The 15903-nt window shown below is 59.9% G+C and carries 14 protein-coding genes; 4 read left to right on the top strand and 10 right to left on the bottom strand.

Annotated features, from left to right (window positions below; genetic code table 11):
- Positions 1-5: 5 nt before the first annotated feature.
- The 4 genes from AC2FFD_RS00960 to AC2FFD_RS00945 all read right to left on the bottom strand — a co-directional run bounded on the left by AC2FFD_RS00960 (position 6) and on the right by AC2FFD_RS00945 (position 4033).
- Positions 6-884 carry a F0F1 ATP synthase subunit gamma gene (locus AC2FFD_RS00960; RefSeq protein WP_257599297.1) on the bottom strand — a complete coding sequence of 293 codons (879 nt, stop codon included), beginning with the start codon at positions 882-884 and terminating at the stop codon, positions 6-8.
- Between the two features lie 12 nt (positions 885-896).
- A complete protein-coding gene (atpA, locus tag AC2FFD_RS00955) occupies positions 897-2435 on the bottom strand; it encodes a F0F1 ATP synthase subunit alpha (protein ID WP_170346039.1) in 1539 nt (512 codons plus the stop codon).
- A complete protein-coding gene (locus AC2FFD_RS00950; protein ID WP_170346038.1) occupies positions 2436-2996 on the bottom strand; it encodes a F0F1 ATP synthase subunit delta in 561 nt (186 codons plus the stop codon).
- A 302-nt stretch (positions 2997-3298) separates the two neighbouring features.
- A complete protein-coding gene (locus AC2FFD_RS00945; protein ID WP_152459015.1) occupies positions 3299-4033 on the bottom strand; it encodes a class I SAM-dependent methyltransferase in 735 nt (244 codons plus the stop codon).
- A gap of 61 nt (positions 4034-4094) precedes the next feature.
- Here AC2FFD_RS00945 and gloB point away from each other — a divergent pair, with 61 nt between their 5' ends.
- From gloB to AC2FFD_RS00930, 3 genes are all read left to right on the top strand, one after another.
- Positions 4095-4862 carry a hydroxyacylglutathione hydrolase gene (gene gloB / locus AC2FFD_RS00940; protein ID WP_496871465.1) on the top strand — a complete coding sequence of 256 codons (768 nt, stop codon included), beginning with the start codon at positions 4095-4097 and terminating at the stop codon, positions 4860-4862.
- Positions 4863-5036: 174 nt separating this feature from the next.
- Complete coding sequence (gene clpA / locus AC2FFD_RS00935) at positions 5037-7361, top strand: ATP-dependent Clp protease ATP-binding subunit ClpA (RefSeq protein ID WP_170346036.1); 2325 nt, start codon at positions 5037-5039, stop codon at positions 7359-7361.
- A 161-nt stretch (positions 7362-7522) separates the two neighbouring features.
- Positions 7523-8410 (top strand): YHYH protein, encoded by an 888-nt coding sequence (locus tag AC2FFD_RS00930; protein WP_496871463.1) that lies wholly within the window; start codon positions 7523-7525, stop codon positions 8408-8410.
- 49 nt (positions 8411-8459) lie between these two features.
- Here AC2FFD_RS00930 and AC2FFD_RS00925 read toward each other — a convergent pair whose 3' ends face one another.
- The 3 genes from AC2FFD_RS00925 to AC2FFD_RS00915 form a co-directional block, all read right to left on the bottom strand.
- Positions 8460-10202 (bottom strand): peptidoglycan -binding protein, encoded by a 1743-nt coding sequence (locus tag AC2FFD_RS00925; protein WP_496871462.1) that lies wholly within the window; start codon positions 10200-10202, stop codon positions 8460-8462.
- A gap of 3 nt (positions 10203-10205) precedes the next feature.
- The gene (locus tag AC2FFD_RS00920; RefSeq protein ID WP_170346033.1) at positions 10206-11384 is read right to left on the bottom strand and encodes a biopolymer transporter ExbB; all 1179 of its coding nucleotides are present in this window, start codon (positions 11382-11384) and stop codon (positions 10206-10208) included.
- A gap of 69 nt (positions 11385-11453) precedes the next feature.
- Positions 11454-11984, bottom strand: coding sequence for a gamma-glutamylcyclotransferase (locus AC2FFD_RS00915; RefSeq protein ID WP_257599302.1), 531 nt, complete (start codon positions 11982-11984; stop codon positions 11454-11456).
- Between the two features lie 67 nt (positions 11985-12051).
- Between AC2FFD_RS00915 and AC2FFD_RS00910 the strand changes: the two genes are divergently transcribed.
- Positions 12052-13050, top strand: a complete 999-nt coding sequence (locus AC2FFD_RS00910; protein WP_257599303.1) for a DUF2125 domain-containing protein — start codon at positions 12052-12054, stop codon at positions 13048-13050.
- Here the strand turns inward: AC2FFD_RS00910 and AC2FFD_RS00905 are convergent.
- The 3 genes from AC2FFD_RS00905 to hisC are packed head-to-tail and all read right to left on the bottom strand — an operon-like array spanning position 13047 to position 15879.
- On the bottom strand, positions 13047-13880 hold the full coding sequence (locus AC2FFD_RS00905; protein ID WP_480619887.1) for an extensin-like domain-containing protein: 834 nt from the start codon (positions 13878-13880) through the stop codon (positions 13047-13049). The two genes, AC2FFD_RS00910 and AC2FFD_RS00905, sit on opposite strands and share 4 nt — an antisense overlap.
- Complete coding sequence (locus AC2FFD_RS00900; protein WP_496871459.1) at positions 13877-14797, bottom strand: prephenate/arogenate dehydrogenase family protein; 921 nt, start codon at positions 14795-14797, stop codon at positions 13877-13879. The genes AC2FFD_RS00905 and AC2FFD_RS00900 overlap by 4 nt, the downstream gene beginning before the upstream one ends.
- Positions 14794-15879: a histidinol-phosphate transaminase gene (hisC, locus tag AC2FFD_RS00895; protein ID WP_496871458.1), complete on the bottom strand. Its 1086-nt coding sequence runs from the start codon at positions 15877-15879 to the stop codon at positions 14794-14796. Before hisC ends, AC2FFD_RS00900 begins: the two co-directional genes overlap by 4 nt.
- Between the last annotated feature and the right edge of the window lie 24 nt (positions 15880-15903).

The following is a 15903-nucleotide window of genomic DNA, read 5'->3' as shown; positions in this document are numbered from 1 at the left end:
TTTTCTTACAGCGCTTCGGCGCCGGAAATAATTTCAATCAGCTCGTTGGTGATCACGGCCTGACGCGAGCGGTTGAACTGGATCGTCAGCTTGTCGATCATTTCACCCGCGTTGCGTGTCGCGTTGTCCATCGCGGACATCCGTGCACCCTGTTCAGACGCCCCGTTTTCGAGCAGAGCCGAGAAGATCGCAGTCGCAACCCCCTTGGGCAGCAGGTCGGCCAGAATGGCTTCTTCGCTGGGCTCGTAGTCGAAGATGGCACCGCTGTCGTCACCCGCCGCTTCGTCCTCAAACGAGGCGGGGATGATTTGCTGTGCCGTCGGGATCTGGGTCACGACGTTGACGAACTTCGAGTAGAAGATCGTGGCAACGTCGAACTCACCCCCGTCGAAGCGGGACAGGATGTCCTTCGCGATGTCCTGCGCGTTGGTGTACCCCAGACGCTTGACCTCGCTCAGGTCCACATGTCCAACGAACAGATCACCCAAATCACGCTTGAGCGCGTCGCGGCCTTTCTTGCCGACGGTCAGAACCTTGACCGTCTTGCCCTTCAGGCGCAGCTCTTCCGCCTTGGCGCGGGCCAGCTTGGCGATGTTCGCGTTGAAGCCGCCACACAGGCCGCGTTCAGCTGTCATGACAACCAGCAGATGGACATCATCACTGCCCGTACCCCGGAGCAGCTTGGGGGCGCTGTCGCTGCCCCCGACCGAAGCCGCCAGCCCCGCCATCACGGCATTGAACCGTTCGGCATAGGGGCGCGAGGCTTCGGCAGATTCCTGGGCGCGGCGCAGTTTCGCGGCCGCGACCATCTGCATGGCCTTGGTGATCTTGCGGGTCGATTTGACCGACTCGATCCTGTTTTTAAGGTCCTTCAGACTAGGCATCAGAACCTCCTATCAAGCGAAGGTCGCGGCGTATTCGTCGATCGCTGCCTTAAGCTTGTCTGCCGCGTCACCCTTGATCTTGGGATCTTCGTCGGTGATCCACTGAAGCAGGTCAGCATGCTTGCCGCGCAGATGCGCCAGCAGGCCGGCCTCGTAGCGGCCTACATCCGAAACGTCGATCTTGTCGAGATAGCCGTTGGTGCCGGCGAAGATCACGCAGACGATTTCCGCGTTGGTCAGCGGCGAATACTGCGGCTGCTTCATCAGCTCGGTCAGGCGTGCACCACGGTTCAGCAGTTGCTGGGTGGCGGCATCGAGGTCGGAACCAAACTGCGCAAAGGCAGCCATTTCGCGGTACTGAGCCAGCTCCAGCTTGACCGGACCGGCAACCGATTTCATCGCGTTGGTCTGAGCCGACGAACCCACACGCGAAACCGACAGACCGGTGTTCACGGCAGGACGGATGCCCTGATAGAACAGTTCGGTTTCCAGGAAGATCTGGCCGTCGGTGATCGAGATCACGTTGGTCGGAATAAAGGCCGAAACGTCACCACCCTGGGTTTCGATGACCGGCAGAGCGGTCAGCGAGCCCGCGCCGAAATCTTCGTTCAGTTTCGCCGAACGTTCCAGCAGACGCGAGTGGAGGTAGAAAACGTCACCCGGGTACGCTTCACGGCCCGGCGGGCGGCGCAGCAGCAGCGACATCTGACGATACGAAACAGCCTGCTTCGACAGGTCATCATAGATGATCAGCGCATGGCGGCCGTTGTCACGGAAGTATTCCGCCATCGCAGTCGCGGCGTAGGGTGCCAGGAACTGCATCGGTGCCGGGTCCGAAGCGGTCGCAGCAACGACGATCGAGTATTCGATGGCGCCGGATTCTTCCAGTTTCTTCACCAGCTGCGCAACGGTCGAGCGCTTTTGACCGATCGCTACGTAAACGCAGTACAGTTTCTTCGACTCGTCGTCGCCGGCTGCGTCGTTATAGCTTTTCTGGTTCAGGATGGTGTCCAGAGCAACGGCGGTTTTACCGGTCTGACGGTCACCAATGATCAGCTCACGCTGGCCACGGCCGATCGGGATCATCGCGTCAACCGATTTCAGGCCGGTTGCCATCGGCTCGTGAACCGATTTACGCGGGATGATGCCGGGGGCTTTTACGTCTGCAACGCCACGCTTGGTTGCGTTGATCGGGCCTTTGCCGTCCAGCGGGTTGCCCAGACCGTCCACAACGCGGCCCAGCAGCTCGTCGCCGATCGGAACGTCCACGATCGAGTTGGTGCGCTTGACGGTGTCACCTTCTTTGATGTCACGGTCGGAACCGAAGATAACGACACCGACGTTGTCGCTTTCCAGGTTCAGCGCCATGCCCATGATGCCGCCGGGAAATTCGACCATCTCACCGGCTTGCACATTGTCCAGACCGTATACACGGGCAATCCCGTCACCGACGCTCAGCACGCGACCGATCTCGGCCACTTCGGCTTCCTGACCAAAATTCTTGATCTGGTCCTTCAGGATTGCAGAAATCTCTGCAGCTTGGATTCCCATTTATCCGACCTCTTTCATTGCATTCTGTAGGGAGTTCAGCTTCGAACGGATCGAACTGTCGATCATCTTCGAGCCCACTTTAACGACAAGACCGCCGATGAGGCTTTCATCCACGGTCGCATTGATTGTCACCGTCTTGCCCACGCGCTCGGACAGTGTCTTGGACAGTTTTTCCATCTGGGTCTTGGTCAGCGCCTTGGCCGAGGCGACCTCGGCGGTCACTTCGCCGCGCTCTTCGGCCAGCATGTCGCGCAGAACCTTCAGCAGTTGCGGCAAGACGAACAGGCGGCGCTTCTGCGCCATCAGACCCAGTGTGTTGCGCAGGATGGGGTTCAGACCCATCTTGTCTGCGATCGCAGTGATCGCGCCTTCCTGTTCAGCGCGGGACACCAGCGGCGAGGCGATCAGGTCGCGCAGCTCTGCACTGTCGTCCAGCGCTGCTGCCAGATCATTGATGCCGGATTCCAGACCTGCAAGGTCGTTGTTCTCTTTTGCGATCTCGAAGATCGCGGTGGCATAGCGCTCGGCGATGCCAGTGGAAATCGAAGCTGGTTCGGACACGTCCACCCTTCCGATATTTTGGGCCCCGAATTCGCGTGCGGCAGCTACCCCGGGGGCGTGAAGAAACCCCGTCCTTGAAGGGCGGGGATCAAAATCACCGGGGATGTAGCAGAGCCGAACCAACCAAGCAATACGCTATAGCGGTAACAGAATTATCCACAAATTGTTATTTTTCATGAACTTACGGCAAGTGCGACGGTTTGAACACATTGGCCCAGTTGAAAAATGTTACGAATATGCAGGTTTTTGCGATTCCTGTGACTTTTTTTCCTCTGTTTTTCACATGGAATTGCCCGGGTTTGTCAGGCGGGCTTCAGCAAGCCGTCAAGCGCCTTGATCGGCTTTTTGACCGCATCCTTGGTCACGCTGCCGCTTGGCGGGCGGATATGTTTGCTGACTTCGACCATCAGCACCCCACCCGCCATCACCGTTGGAATCCGCTGGCCGGTCTTTTCGATCAGATTGCCGGATTTCAACCAGAAACGCCGGAATGACGGAGGCATGTACAAGGCCGAGCAATGCACCTCGGGCAGGAAGTGATGCGCCTTGAGCTGGTTTTCCAACTGAGTTGCAGAGTACGGACGTCCAAACCCGAACGGGGTCTTGTCCGACCGTGACCACAGGCCCGCCCGGTTGGGTACGATGAAGACGGCCCGGCCACCGGGACCCAGCACGCGCCAGCATTCGTCAAGCAACTGGTTTGGCCGTTCCGACGTTTCCAGCCCATGCATCACCACAAGCTTGTCCACGTGGCCGGTCTCGATCGGCCAGAGGGTTTCTTCGGTCAGGACCGAAACGTTGGGCATGCCTGCCGGCCATGGCATCACGCCCTGTGGTCCCGGCATCAGCCCGATGACCCGGCGCGCATCCGACAGGTAAGGGCGCAGCAAAGGGACCGCGAAACCGAATCCCGCCACTGTCTGGCCCTTTGCTTCGGGCCAAAGCTCGATCAGACGCCCGCGAATAGCCGCCTGCGCCGCACGACCCAGTGTGCTGCGGTAATAGAAGTTCCTCAGATCCTGTACATCAAGATGCATTGCGGACATCCGGTCAATCGGCTTAGCTGGGCGCAGTCTAGCAATGAAAGGGCAAAAAGCCATGCCTCTTGAAATCGTTACAATCCCGTGCCTGAGCGACAATTACGCCTTTCTGGCGCATGACGCCGTCACTGGCCAGACCGCCCTGATCGACGCACCCGAGGCCGGACCGATCTTGAAAGCGCTGGATGACAGGGGGTGGTCACTGTCACATGTTCTGTTGACCCATCATCACTGGGATCACGTGGACGGGCTGGCGGAAATATTGGCCAAACAGCCGGCTAAGGTCATCGGGGCCGCTGCTGACGCAAATCGCCTGCCGCCGCTGGATCAGCAGGTCACCGAGGGGGACAGTTTCGAGATAGGCGGCGAACCGGTTCAGGTTCTGGACGTTTCCGGGCATACGGATGGCCATATCGCTTTCTACATGCCGCAGAGTTCTGCCGTGTTCACCGCCGACAGCCTGATGGCGCTGGGTTGTGGACGCCTGTTCGAGGGCACGCCCGCACAAATGTGGGCCTCTCTGAGCAAGCTGGCCGCCCTGCCGGACGACACTTTGGTCTGTTCAGGGCATGAATATACACAATCCAACGCCAAATTCGCGATTACAGTCGATCCCGAAAACCAAGCCTTGAAAGATCGCATGGCGGATATCGACCGCGCGCGTGCCGCCGGGGAAGCCACTGTTCCTTCCATTCTGGCCCTTGAAAAGGCCACAAATCCGTTCCTGAGAGCCGCCGATCCGGCGATTCAGGCGAAATTGGGTATGGTCGGCGCTGACCCCAAGGCCGTTTTTGCCGAAATCCGGGCTAGAAAAGACAGGTTCTGATGCCTATTTCCCCCTCTTCACGGCCACGGTCACAACAAATGTGACTGTCAAGTGAAAGAAAACCCTTGAAGCCGCGCCACGATCAACCAAACTCTAATAGTATGAGGACATGGTTGGGATGGGGTTCCGGCCGAAAGCCCGCCCCTTTCTGACCCAAGACAGAGGAGCACCCGCGTGCCTTCATTCTCGAGCACATTGGAACAAGCCATCCACGCGGCCTTGGCGGCTGCGAATGAACGGCGCCATGAATTCGCAACGCTGGAGCATTTGCTGCTGGCCCTTCTGGAAGAACCCGATGCCGTGCGCGTCATGAAAGCGTGCAGTGTCGATCTGGACGAGTTGCGCAGCACTTTGGTGGAGTTCATCGACGAGGACCTTTCGAATCTGGTCACCGATATCGACGGATCCGAAGCCGTACCCACCGCAGCGTTCCAGCGCGTCATTCAGCGCGCGGCGATCCACGTTCAAAGCTCGGGCCGGACCGAAGTGACCGGCGCTAACGTTCTGGTTGCCATATTCGCCGAACGCGAAAGCAATGCCGCCTATTTTCTGCAAGAGCAGGACATGACCCGTTACGACGCGGTCAATTTCATCGCGCATGGTGTCGCCAAGGATCCGGCCTATGGCGAAAGCCGCTCGGTATCCGGTGCGGATCAGGTGGAAGAAGACGCCCAGACCACATCCGGTGAAGCCGAACAGAAAGAAAGCGCGCTTGGAAAATACTGCGTGGATCTGAACGCCAAGGCTCGAGCTGGCGATGTCGATCCGCTGATCGGGCGCTCGGACGAGGTGGAACGCTGCATCCAGGTGCTGTGCCGCCGCCGCAAGAACAACCCGCTGCTGGTGGGGGATCCGGGTGTGGGTAAGACCGCCATCGCAGAAGGCCTTGCGCACAAGATCGTCGGTGGCGAGGCCCCCGATGTGCTGGCCAACACCACGATCTATTCGCTGGACATGGGCGCGCTGCTGGCCGGAACCCGCTATCGCGGTGATTTCGAAGAACGTCTGAAAGCGGTTGTGACCGAGTTGGAGGATCACCCGGACGCGGTGTTGTTCATCGACGAGATCCATACCGTGATCGGTGCCGGGGCAACCTCGGGCGGGGCTATGGATGCCTCGAACCTGCTGAAGCCTGCGCTTCAGGGCGGCAAACTGCGCACCATGGGCTCGACCACCTACAAGGAGTTCCGTCAACACTTCGAAAAGGACCGTGCGCTGAGCCGCCGGTTCCAGAAGATCGACGTGAACGAACCTTCGGTGGAAGACAGTGTAAAGATCTTGCGCGGGCTAAAGCCCTATTTCGAAGAGCATCATGACATCAAATACACCGCCGATGCCATCAAGACGGCGGTGGAGCTGTCGGCCCGCTATATCAACGACCGCAAACTGCCCGACAAGGCCATCGACGTGATCGACGAGGCTGGCGCGGCGCAGCATCTGGTCGCGGAAAGCAAGCGGCGCAAAACCATTGGTGTCAAAGAAATCGAGGCGGTTGTCGCCAAGATCGCGCGTATCCCGCCCAAGAACGTCACCAAGGATGATGCGTTGGTGCTGAAAGACCTCGAAGCCTCGCTGAAACGGGTGGTGTTTGGTCAGGATCTGGCCATCGAGGCGCTGTCCAGCGCGATCAAACTGGCCCGTGCCGGTCTGCGCGAACCTGAGAAGCCCATCGGCAACTACCTGTTCGCTGGTCCTACCGGGGTCGGGAAAACCGAGGTGGCGAAACAGCTGGCGGATACGCTGGGTGTGGAGCTTTTGCGGTTCGACATGTCGGAATACATGGAGAAGCACGCGGTCAGCCGCCTGATCGGTGCCCCTCCGGGCTATGTCGGGTTCGATCAGGGTGGTTTGCTGACCGACGGTGTCGACCAGCATCCGCATTGCGTGTTGTTGCTGGACGAGATCGAAAAAGCCCACCCGGACGTGTTCAACATCCTGTTGCAGGTGATGGATCATGGCGAGCTGACCGATCACAACGGTCGCACGGTGAACTTCCGCAATGTGGTTCTGATCATGACGTCGAACGCGGGCGCGCAAGAGCAGGCCAAAGCCGCCATCGGTTTCGGGCGCGATCGGCGCGAAGGCGAAGACACGGCCGCGATCGAGCGCATGTTCACACCGGAATTCCGCAACCGTCTGGACGCCGTGATCTCCTTCGCACCGCTGCCGAAAGAGGTCATTTTGCAGGTGGTCGAGAAATTCGTCCTACAGCTTGAGGCGCAACTGCTGGATCGCGGCGTGAGCATCGATCTGACGCCCAAAGCTGCCGAGTGGCTAGCCGACAAGGGATATGACGACAAGATGGGTGCACGCCCGCTGGGACGTGTCATTCAGGAACATATCAAGAAGCCTCTGGCCGAGGAGTTGCTTTTCGGCAAACTGGCCAAGGGCGGTGTGGTTCGTGTCTCGGTCAAGAAGGGCGAACTGGATCTTGAAATTCTTGGGCCGGACCAACGGCGCATTTCAGGAGACAAGCCACCTCTATTGACGGCAGACTGACCGGAGAACAGACAATTCCTTCAAAGCCCGGCGATCCCCATCGCCGGGCTTTTTTCTCTGTCGGCAGCATGATTTTTCTCTGTCGGCAGCATGAAATGCGACGGAACCAGGCTTCTGCTGCGTGTCATCTTCAATGATGAACACAAAACAGGGATCGGCACGTGAGCAAAATTTCAATCCTTTGGAGCGCCGCTTTTGCCCTTTCTGCCGCGGCCGCGGTGGCAACCGCACAGCACAGGTTTCGCTATCACGACGAAACGACCGCAGAACCGCTGAGGTTGGTGCCCGCAACCGAAAACCCCGGAGATAACAGCGCCTCGGTGAAACAGAAAGGCGGAAAAATCAAAGTGACGGGCAATGGCATTCCTGATCATCTGGTTGGCCTGTTTCCAAACCGAGGCAATCCGCACCAGATCGAACAGCAGAAGGTCAGGTTGAAATTGCCTGCACAGCCCGCAGCCGAAGGCGCAGTCACGCCACTGCAAATGGGGTGGAACTTTGGCGTGTCGCTCAATGGGGTTGTGTTTGACCCGCTGGCGGCCGAGTTCTGGCATGGCGACCCCCGCTCCGGGTGGTCCTACGATGCGTTGGGAGGTGCCATTTCTTTAGGGCTGGATGCCAACTATGCCCATGTACAGCCGAACGGAAAGTATCACTATCACGGTGTACCGACAGGGTTGGTCAAACGTCTGGGATGGTCACCGTCCGAGCACTCACCGTTGATCGGCTACGCCGCAGATGGCTTCCCCATCTATGCTGTGACCGGTGTTGTTGCGGGCAAAGTGACCGAAATGACGTCGTCCTATCGTCTGAAATCAGGTAACCGTCCGGGTGGCAATGCACCGGACGGGCGACATGACGGCACCTTCAACGAGGATTACGTTTTTGTTCAGGGTTACGGCAAGTTGGACCAATGCAACGGCGCCTTTACCGTTTCAGCAGAATACCCGTCAGGAACCTATGCGTATTTTCTGACCGAGGATTACCCGGTGGTGCCCCGATGCTTCATGGGCACACCAGATCAGAGCTTTCGCTTCGGCAGACGGTAATCGGTTTGGCCCCGTCACGCGGATTGCGCAGGCAAGAGTAAGGGTCTTGCTATCTTTCCGTGAGTTTCAGCTCGATCCGGCGGTTCTGTGCCCGCGCCTCGGGCGTGTCAGCCGGGTTGACGGGCTGAAACTCTCCAAAACCGTTTGCAGACAGACGGTTGGGTGGAATGCCCAACGCGTCGACCATATAGCGCACAACAGACAACGCGCGACCCTGGCTGAGTTCCCAGTTGTCCCGGTATCGGCCCGAACCGGCCAGCGGAACGTTGTCGGTATGGCCGTCGACCCGGATCACCCAATTCAGGCCGGGCGGAATTTCGGCGGCGACACTGCGCAGGATGTCGGCAACTTTCGCAACCTCCTGCTTCCCTTCCGCGGACAGCACGGCTGATCCTGTCGGAAACAAAACCTCGGACGAGAAGACAAAGCGGTCGCCTTCAATCCGCACGCCTTCCTGATCGCCAAGGACATCCCGAAGACGTCCGAAGAATTCCGAACGATAGCGTTGCAGATCTTCCGCCTGCGCTGCCAGTTCCTCATTCTGACCGGCCAGTGCTTCGGCCTCGGCCTCGAGACGCAGACGTTCGGCTTCTTCCAGCAGGCGGCGGCGGCGTTCTTCCGAAGCGGCACGGGCCAGCGCGGCATTCAGGTCCTGCCCCAAAGTCTGGATTTGGATCTCGGCGGCCTCGTTGCGCTCTTCGAAATCGTCCAGCAGGGCCTGCAATGACCCCAACTGCCCGCGCAGGGCGGCAATCTGCTGGTTCAGCAGGGCCGCCTCACGCTGGGCCTCGGCAGAGATTTCTTTCTCCTCCGACAAGGTCGACTCGGCCAGCGCCAGCAAGGCCTGCCTTTGTTCGGCCAGAGTGCGTTGCTCATCTGCATCCGCCTGCGCTTGCGTTTGCGCCTCCAGGGCGGCTTCAAGCTGGGCGCGCAATTCCTCAGGGCTCACGTCGCCGAATTGCCGCTCAAGCTCGGCCCGCGCGGCTTGTGCGGCGGCCAGAAGGGTCAGCGTGTCTTCGGCCTCTTTGCGTTGTGCCTCCAACGCGAGCGTCATGGCCGTCAGCTCGGCATCTGCATCCTGAAGTCGGTTTCGCAATGCCTCAGCAGCAGCAGCTTCTGCCAGACGGGCGGCTTCCTCATCGCTCAGCTGCTGTTCAAGGGCCGTGATTTCCGCCGCGCGTTCCTTGCCGCTTTGCTCGAGATCTGCAACCATTGCTTCCAGCGCCTCGCGGCGGGCGGCAGCCAAACGGGCAGCTTCGGTCTGTGCATCGATTTCGTCGCGACTTTGCGCAAGGGCGAGGTTCAGCGCCTCTTGTTCCGTCAGCAATTGCGCGCGCTCGGTCTCAAGCGCGGCGATGTCGCCCAAAGCCTGTTCCTGTTCGGCAAGCAGCGCCGCAACCTGTGCTTCGAAATTCGTGATACGGGTCTGCGCCTGATCCAGCGCGGCGGCCTGACGGTCGCGTTCGGTGGTTAGTGAGGCGATCAGTGACTGCGCTTGCGCCAGATCGTCTTCGGCCTGCGACAGCGTCGTGTTCAACGCGCCCAGCCTTGCCTGCAAGCGGCTGTTTTCACGCTCTTCCAAACCCAGCGCGCCCGCAAGCGCTGCAACCTCGTCTGCCAGTGTCGTCAGTTCGTCTTCCTGCCCCGAGATGGTTTCGCGCAACACGAACTGAATCACCATGAAGATGGTCAGAACGAAAGTCAGCACCATCAACAGCCCCGTCATCGCGTCCACGAATCCGGGCCAGACCGAGCCCTGAAAGCGTTGACCGGTGCGGCGGGACAGCGCCATGGGCTACTCTCCTTCCGGCGTGGTGCGCACCGCACCCCGCGGCAGAGTCAGGGCCTTGACCAGCAGTTCGATATCCTTGCGGAATTCGTTCATGCTTTCCTGCCGACCCGCCGAAATCTCTTCGAGAATGCGCAGCAGTTGCACATCCATCGAGCGCAGGCGCATCCGGCTTTCGGCGTCGATGCCATCGCCTGCACCGTGTTCGCGCATGTGGTCAAGCAACGCATCCTGCCCCAGCGCGACACGCTCCAGAGCAGACGTGACGCTTTCGGTATTGGCCTGACGATTGTTCATCTCGGCAATCACATCGACCAGTTGCCCCAGCTTGGCCGAAACCTCAGCCCGCTCACTTTCCTGAGCAGCGAACAGATCCTGCAATGCATCCATCTGTTCGGACATGGCATCCAGCACAGGTGTCAGTACGGCGATCTCTGCCCCGCCCTCTTCGCCGCTGGCAAATCCAACGCGGGTGATCGAGGACAGCCATTCTTCGAGCTCGCGATAGAAGCGGTTCTGCCCGTGCCCGGCAAACACTTCGAGCAGACCAACAATCAGCGATCCCGCCAGACCCAGCAGAGACGACCCGAACGCAACACCCATCCCCTGCAACTGCGCCTCGAGCCCCGTCATCAGACGATTGAAGACGGCCAGCCCCTCTTCGCCTTCCTGCGGGTTCAGGCTGCGGATTGTGTCGACAATGGCTGGAACGGTTGTCGCCAGGCCAAAGAATGTACCCAGCAGACCCAGATAGATCAGAACGTTGGTTATATAACGCGTGATTTCCCGTTCTTCTTCGACACGCTCGGCCACGGAATCCAGAATGGACCGGGTAGAGGTGGAACTGATCTGCGAGCGCGCGCCTCGCTCGCGCAGCAGCGATGCCAAAGGCGCCAGCAACTGTGGTGTGCGCGCATCTTCGCGAACAACACCACCGACAAAGGCCTCGATCCAGCGCACGGACCCGATCAGCTGCGTAACCTGATAAAAACAGGCGAAGACGCCGATAAAGAACACAATCAGGATGAAGCCATTCAGATACGGATTGGCATAAAAAACCGGCAAAACATATGGAAGCGCCAGAAACACCCCCAGCCCGGACAGGCCGATCGCCATCAACATCAACAGAATTTGTCGAATTGGATGCGAGAAATGGGGTCTCGCGCCCTGATGTGCCTGCGCCATGCGCGTGGTTCCCGATTTTTGCCTGCTTTGCGTCGAATCTAGCGGGATTCCGCGCGTGACGCCAAGAGTTTATGCGGTGATATCGCGGACCCGTTGCGCCAACCACTCAAGATCGTGATCACGCAGGCCGATCTCGGCCAGATGTTCGGCAGTATTGTAGAGGTATTCGTCATTCGGCCCACGCCCGCCGACCGCATGTGCGATGATCCGGGCCTGTTCCTCCAACGGCATCCCGCCGCAATACTGGACGTGGTCGGCATCGATCACATAGGTCACGGCATTTACGACGCCTCCGCTTTCCAGATGCACGTCCAACATACGTTCGACATAGGCCGAGGAAATCAACTCGCGCTCGCGCAGCTCTTGCAGCGTGCGGTCTTCGTGACCCGCCTCGACCGCAAGGGCCAAACCGGTGCAACTTGCGTTCTCCTGTTCGTCCAGTGCCAGCACCAGGCCCGGTTTTTCCTCTGTCCCGCGGTGGTGGATCGAACTCATGCAAAAGGACCGGGCAAACCCGTGCAACGTCGCGCGTTCACTGCGCGCCACCGGAAAGCCCGGATTCCACAGCAGCGATCCATATCCGAAAACCCACATCGTCATTGCACTGGTCCTTGCCTGTTTCGGCCTATAAACATCAATTCCAAGGCGGGAAAAAGGGCCATTTCGGATGCGTCTGATACGAGTGTTGATTTTTGTTACCCTTGCGTGGAGCGCGTATTGGTTCGTGGCAGGGTATGGCCTGCGCTCTGCGATCACTGGCTGGTTCGACCAGCAGGAGGCACGCGGCTGGCAGGCGGATTTCTCGGATGTCGCAACGGCCGGGTATCCAACCCACCACATGACCCGTCTGAACAATCCGGCACTGGCCGACCCGGTGAATGGCACGGCGTGGAGCGCGGACTGGATCGAATTCAAAAGCCCCGCCATCTGGCCCGGTCGTCAGGTATTGCGCTTCGCTGACACACCGCAACGCCTGTCATACTTCGACCAGACATCAACAATTGTGGCTGACGAATTGCTTGCCGAGCTGCAATTGCAGCCGGGCGTCTCGCTCGTGCTGGAAAAAATGGCTTTGACGGCCGGGGCCTGGTCGGTGACGGAAAGCTCCACCACGCTGGCCTCGGGTGACACGCTAAGCCTGATCATGGAACAAACGCCAGTTTCGGAAGCCTATGCCATCACCGCCCGCGCGGATGGGTTCACACCGGGGGAAAGGCTGCGGGCTGTGATGCATTCCGCAAGTTCCTTGCCACAAAGCTTTGAAACGCTGGAACTGGAGATGGTCACCACCTTCGACAAGGTTTGGAGCCGGTCCGCCCTCGAAGACGGCCGTCCGCAGCCCGTGGCCATCGACCTGCGTCTGGTCGAAATCAAATGGGGTGAGTTGCGCCTGTTCGCGACCGGCGATCTGGACGTGGACGCCCAGGGTATTCCGACCGGAGAGATCGCCGTCAAAGCCGAAAACTGGCGCGACATGATCGCCATGGCGAACGCGGCGGGCGCCCTGCCCGATCAGGCCGTAGATCCCGTCACCCGAGGGCTGAACTTTCTGGCAGGGCTGGGCGGCAACCCCAACGCGCTGGATCTGCAACTGAATTTTCGCGATGGTTTCGTGGCGCTCGGGCCATTGCCTTTGGGCCCCGCCCCGCGCCTGATCCTGCGTTAACGGCAGTAAGGTCCGCTGCGGTAGCGGGCCGTATCAAGGTGGAAATGATCCTTGTGATAACGATCTGAATTTGGCCCCAGCACGGTGCCGAACGGACCGCACGCTCCGCGCCAGATTTTCTTGAGCTGTTTCTGAGACGGGTTCTTGCGCCACCCGTTCAGGACGGTCACCACCTCACCGTCGGCCATTTTGAAACCTGAGATATCGATCGCACGCCCCTTGCCGTGTTCGGATATCCGCGCGCCTTTGCGGTTGTTGCGGGTTCGGCAGGCATAATGGGCGGCGATTTGCAATTCGACCACGGGCCCGCGGCGTTTGAAGGTGGGTTTGACGGTCTTGTCGACCCACTTGTTCAACGCAATGGCGGTGCCACAATCCATAGTCGAGGGACGGCTGAGCGTCACACCCGAAACCGAGGTGATCTGCACCGCGTCCTTGACACCGCAGGCTGAATTCTTGCTGCCCACGCGGCCAACAGGCTTGCCCTGAATGGCAATATCCCCGCAAACAGACCCTTTGCGCAGCTTGCGCCTTTTGAACAACACCTGCTGTTCGACGGACTCCGGTCGCAAATAAGGCATCAAGGACGTGTCCGGCCCCAGAAGTGGCAGTTCCGACGGGCGCGCCGCCGCGGCGGTGACTTGCGGGGAAACCGGGCGCGAAACCGGACGCAGGTTGGCAGTGTCAGAGGGGGCAGGCGTGCTGACAGCCTTCTGAACAAGCGAGGGACGCATGAGAGGCACCAAAGACTGGTCAAGGGGCGCCGCCTGAACTGGCGCGGCACCCAAAGCCACGACCCCGATCAGAATATGCCCCCAGCGCAGTCTCATGAACTTGCCTTTCCCCGCCCAAAGTCCGGTGCATCCGTATCCTGCCCGGCATCGATGATACCGCGACGAATAGCACGGGTGCGGGTGAAGTAGTCAAATAGATGATCACCGTCCCCGGTACGGATGGCGCGTTGCAGGGCAAAAAGCTCTTCGGTGAACCGGCCCAGGATTTCCAGCGTCGCATCCTTGTTGGACAGGAACACATCCCGCCACATGGTCGGGTCGGACGCGGCAATCCGGGTGAAGTCCCGGAAACCGGCAGCCGAATACTTGATGACCTCGCTGTCGGTTACCCGTCGCAGATCGTCGGCTACGCCGACCATCGTGTAGGCGATCAGGTGCGGCGCATGGGACGTCACGGCAAGGACCAGATCATGGTGATCCGCATCCATCTCATCGACATTCGACCCCATGCCCTCCCAAAGCGCGCGCAGGCGGGCAATGGCATCCGGGTCCGAACCCTCGACCGGGACCAACAGACACCAGCGATTGTCAAACAGCTCGGCAAACCCGGATTCAGGGCCGGAATGCTCGGTCCCAGCCAAGGGGTGCGCGGGTATGAAGTGCACGCCGTCGGGGATGTGCGGTTGCACCGCCCGAATGACGCCCCGCTTGACCGAACCCACATCCGAAACGGTGGCGCCGGGTTTCAGCACGGGTGCGATCTCTTTTGCAACTGCGCCCATAGCCCCTACAGGCACACACAGGACGACAAGATCGGCACCTTCGACCGCATCGCGTGCCGTGTCGCAAACACGGTCGCACAATCCAATCCTGCGTGCCGTTTCTCGGGATTCCTCGGACCGGGCGTAACCCGTCACTTCCCCGGCCAGCCCTGCACGTTTCATCGCCCAGAACATGGACGAAGCAATCAGGCCCAGCCCGATCAGCGCAACGCGGTCGTAAATCTGGCTCATGCTGCGCCCTCTTTGAATGCAGTGATCGCCGCAACCACACGGCGGCAGGCTTCTTCGTCGCCCACGGTGATCCGCAAGGCGTTCGGCAGGTTGTAGCCTGCAACCCGGCGGACAATCAAACCCTGCGTTTTCAGGTAGTCGTCGCAGGCCTCGGCTTCGGCCTGATCGGCAAAACGTGCAAGGATGAAGTTGGTGCAGGACGGGTCCGAAGGCACGCCTGTCTTGGCCAATTGATCGGCCAGCCACACGCGAAGCCGCGCGTTTTCGGCCTGACAGAAGGTCAGGAATTCCACATCGTTTACCGCAGCTTCGGCCGCCGCCAATGCGGTCAGCGACAGGTTGAACGGCTGGCGCACCCGGTTCAGCACGTCGATGATCGGTTGATGCGCATAGCCCCAGCCGACACGCATACCGCCCAGCCCGTACACTTTTGAAAAGGTGCGCGTCATGATCACATTCTCATGGGCGTCAACCAGTGACGCCCCGCCATCGAACCCGTCGACAAATTCCGCATAAGCGCCGTCCAGAACCATCAGGCAAGTATCGGGCAGACCCAGCGCCAGACGTTCCAGTTCGTCGTTCGAAATCATGGTCGAGGTTGGATTGCCGGGATTGGTGACAAACACGATCCGCGTCCGCCCCGTCACAGCGGCAAGAATGGCATCCACATCCACCTTGCGGTCACGCTCGGCCGCCATGACCGGCGTCGCACCGGCCATACGGGCGATGATCGGGTACATGGAAAACCCGTGCTCGGTATAGATCACCTCGTCCCCCGGCCCCGCATAGGCCTGAGCGACGAACTGCAATACCTCGTCGCTGCCGACACCGCAGATGATCCGCGCCGGGTCCAGCCCATGGCGTGCGCCGATGGCCGCGCGCAGGCTCGCGTGGTCGGTGCTGGGATAACGATGCAGAGTGGCCGCGCTGTCGCGCACCGCCTCTATGGCCCTGGGGCTGGGTCCGAACGGGTTCTCGTTCGAGCTCAGCTTGATCACATGCTCCACTCCCGCCACATGCGACTGGCCGCCCTGATACAGCGCGATGTCCATAATGCCGGGTTGTGGGGTGATCTTGGTCATGAGAGGCTCCGTTCAATGGGCCTC

The organism is Ruegeria sp. YTSC002 (assembly GCF_059609845.1).
The sequence above is the reverse complement of the archived record's forward strand: the minus strand, read 5'-3'. Positions and strand labels throughout refer to the sequence as shown.

Bases quoted from the DNA above. Each gene is read 5' to 3' on its own strand.
- AC2FFD_RS00960 (WP_257599297.1), bottom strand. From the start codon at position 884: ATGCCTAGTCTGAAGGACCTTAAAAACAGGATCGAGTCGGTCAAATCG.
- atpA (WP_170346039.1), bottom strand. From the start codon at position 2,435: ATGGGAATCCAAGCTGCAGAGATTTCTGCAATCCTGAAGGACCAGATC.
- AC2FFD_RS00945 (WP_152459015.1), bottom strand. From the start codon at position 4,033: ATGCATCTTGATGTACAGGATCTGAGGAACTTCTATTACCGCAGCACA.
- gloB (WP_496871465.1), top strand. From the start codon at position 4,095: ATGCCTCTTGAAATCGTTACAATCCCGTGCCTGAGCGACAATTACGCC.
- AC2FFD_RS00925 (WP_496871462.1), bottom strand. From the start codon at position 10,202: ATGGCGCTGTCCCGCCGCACCGGTCAACGCTTTCAGGGCTCGGTCTGG.
- AC2FFD_RS00920 (WP_170346033.1), bottom strand. From the start codon at position 11,384: ATGGCGCAGGCACATCAGGGCGCGAGACCCCATTTCTCGCATCCAATT.
- AC2FFD_RS00915 (WP_257599302.1), bottom strand. From the start codon at position 11,984: ATGACGATGTGGGTTTTCGGATATGGATCGCTGCTGTGGAATCCGGGC.
- AC2FFD_RS00910 (WP_257599303.1), top strand. From the start codon at position 12,052: ATGCGTCTGATACGAGTGTTGATTTTTGTTACCCTTGCGTGGAGCGCG.
- AC2FFD_RS00905 (WP_480619887.1), bottom strand. From the start codon at position 13,880: ATGAGACTGCGCTGGGGGCATATTCTGATCGGGGTCGTGGCTTTGGGT.
- AC2FFD_RS00900 (WP_496871459.1), bottom strand. From the start codon at position 14,797: ATGAGCCAGATTTACGACCGCGTTGCGCTGATCGGGCTGGGCCTGATT.
- hisC (WP_496871458.1), bottom strand. From the start codon at position 15,879: ATGACCAAGATCACCCCACAACCCGGCATTATGGACATCGCGCTGTAT.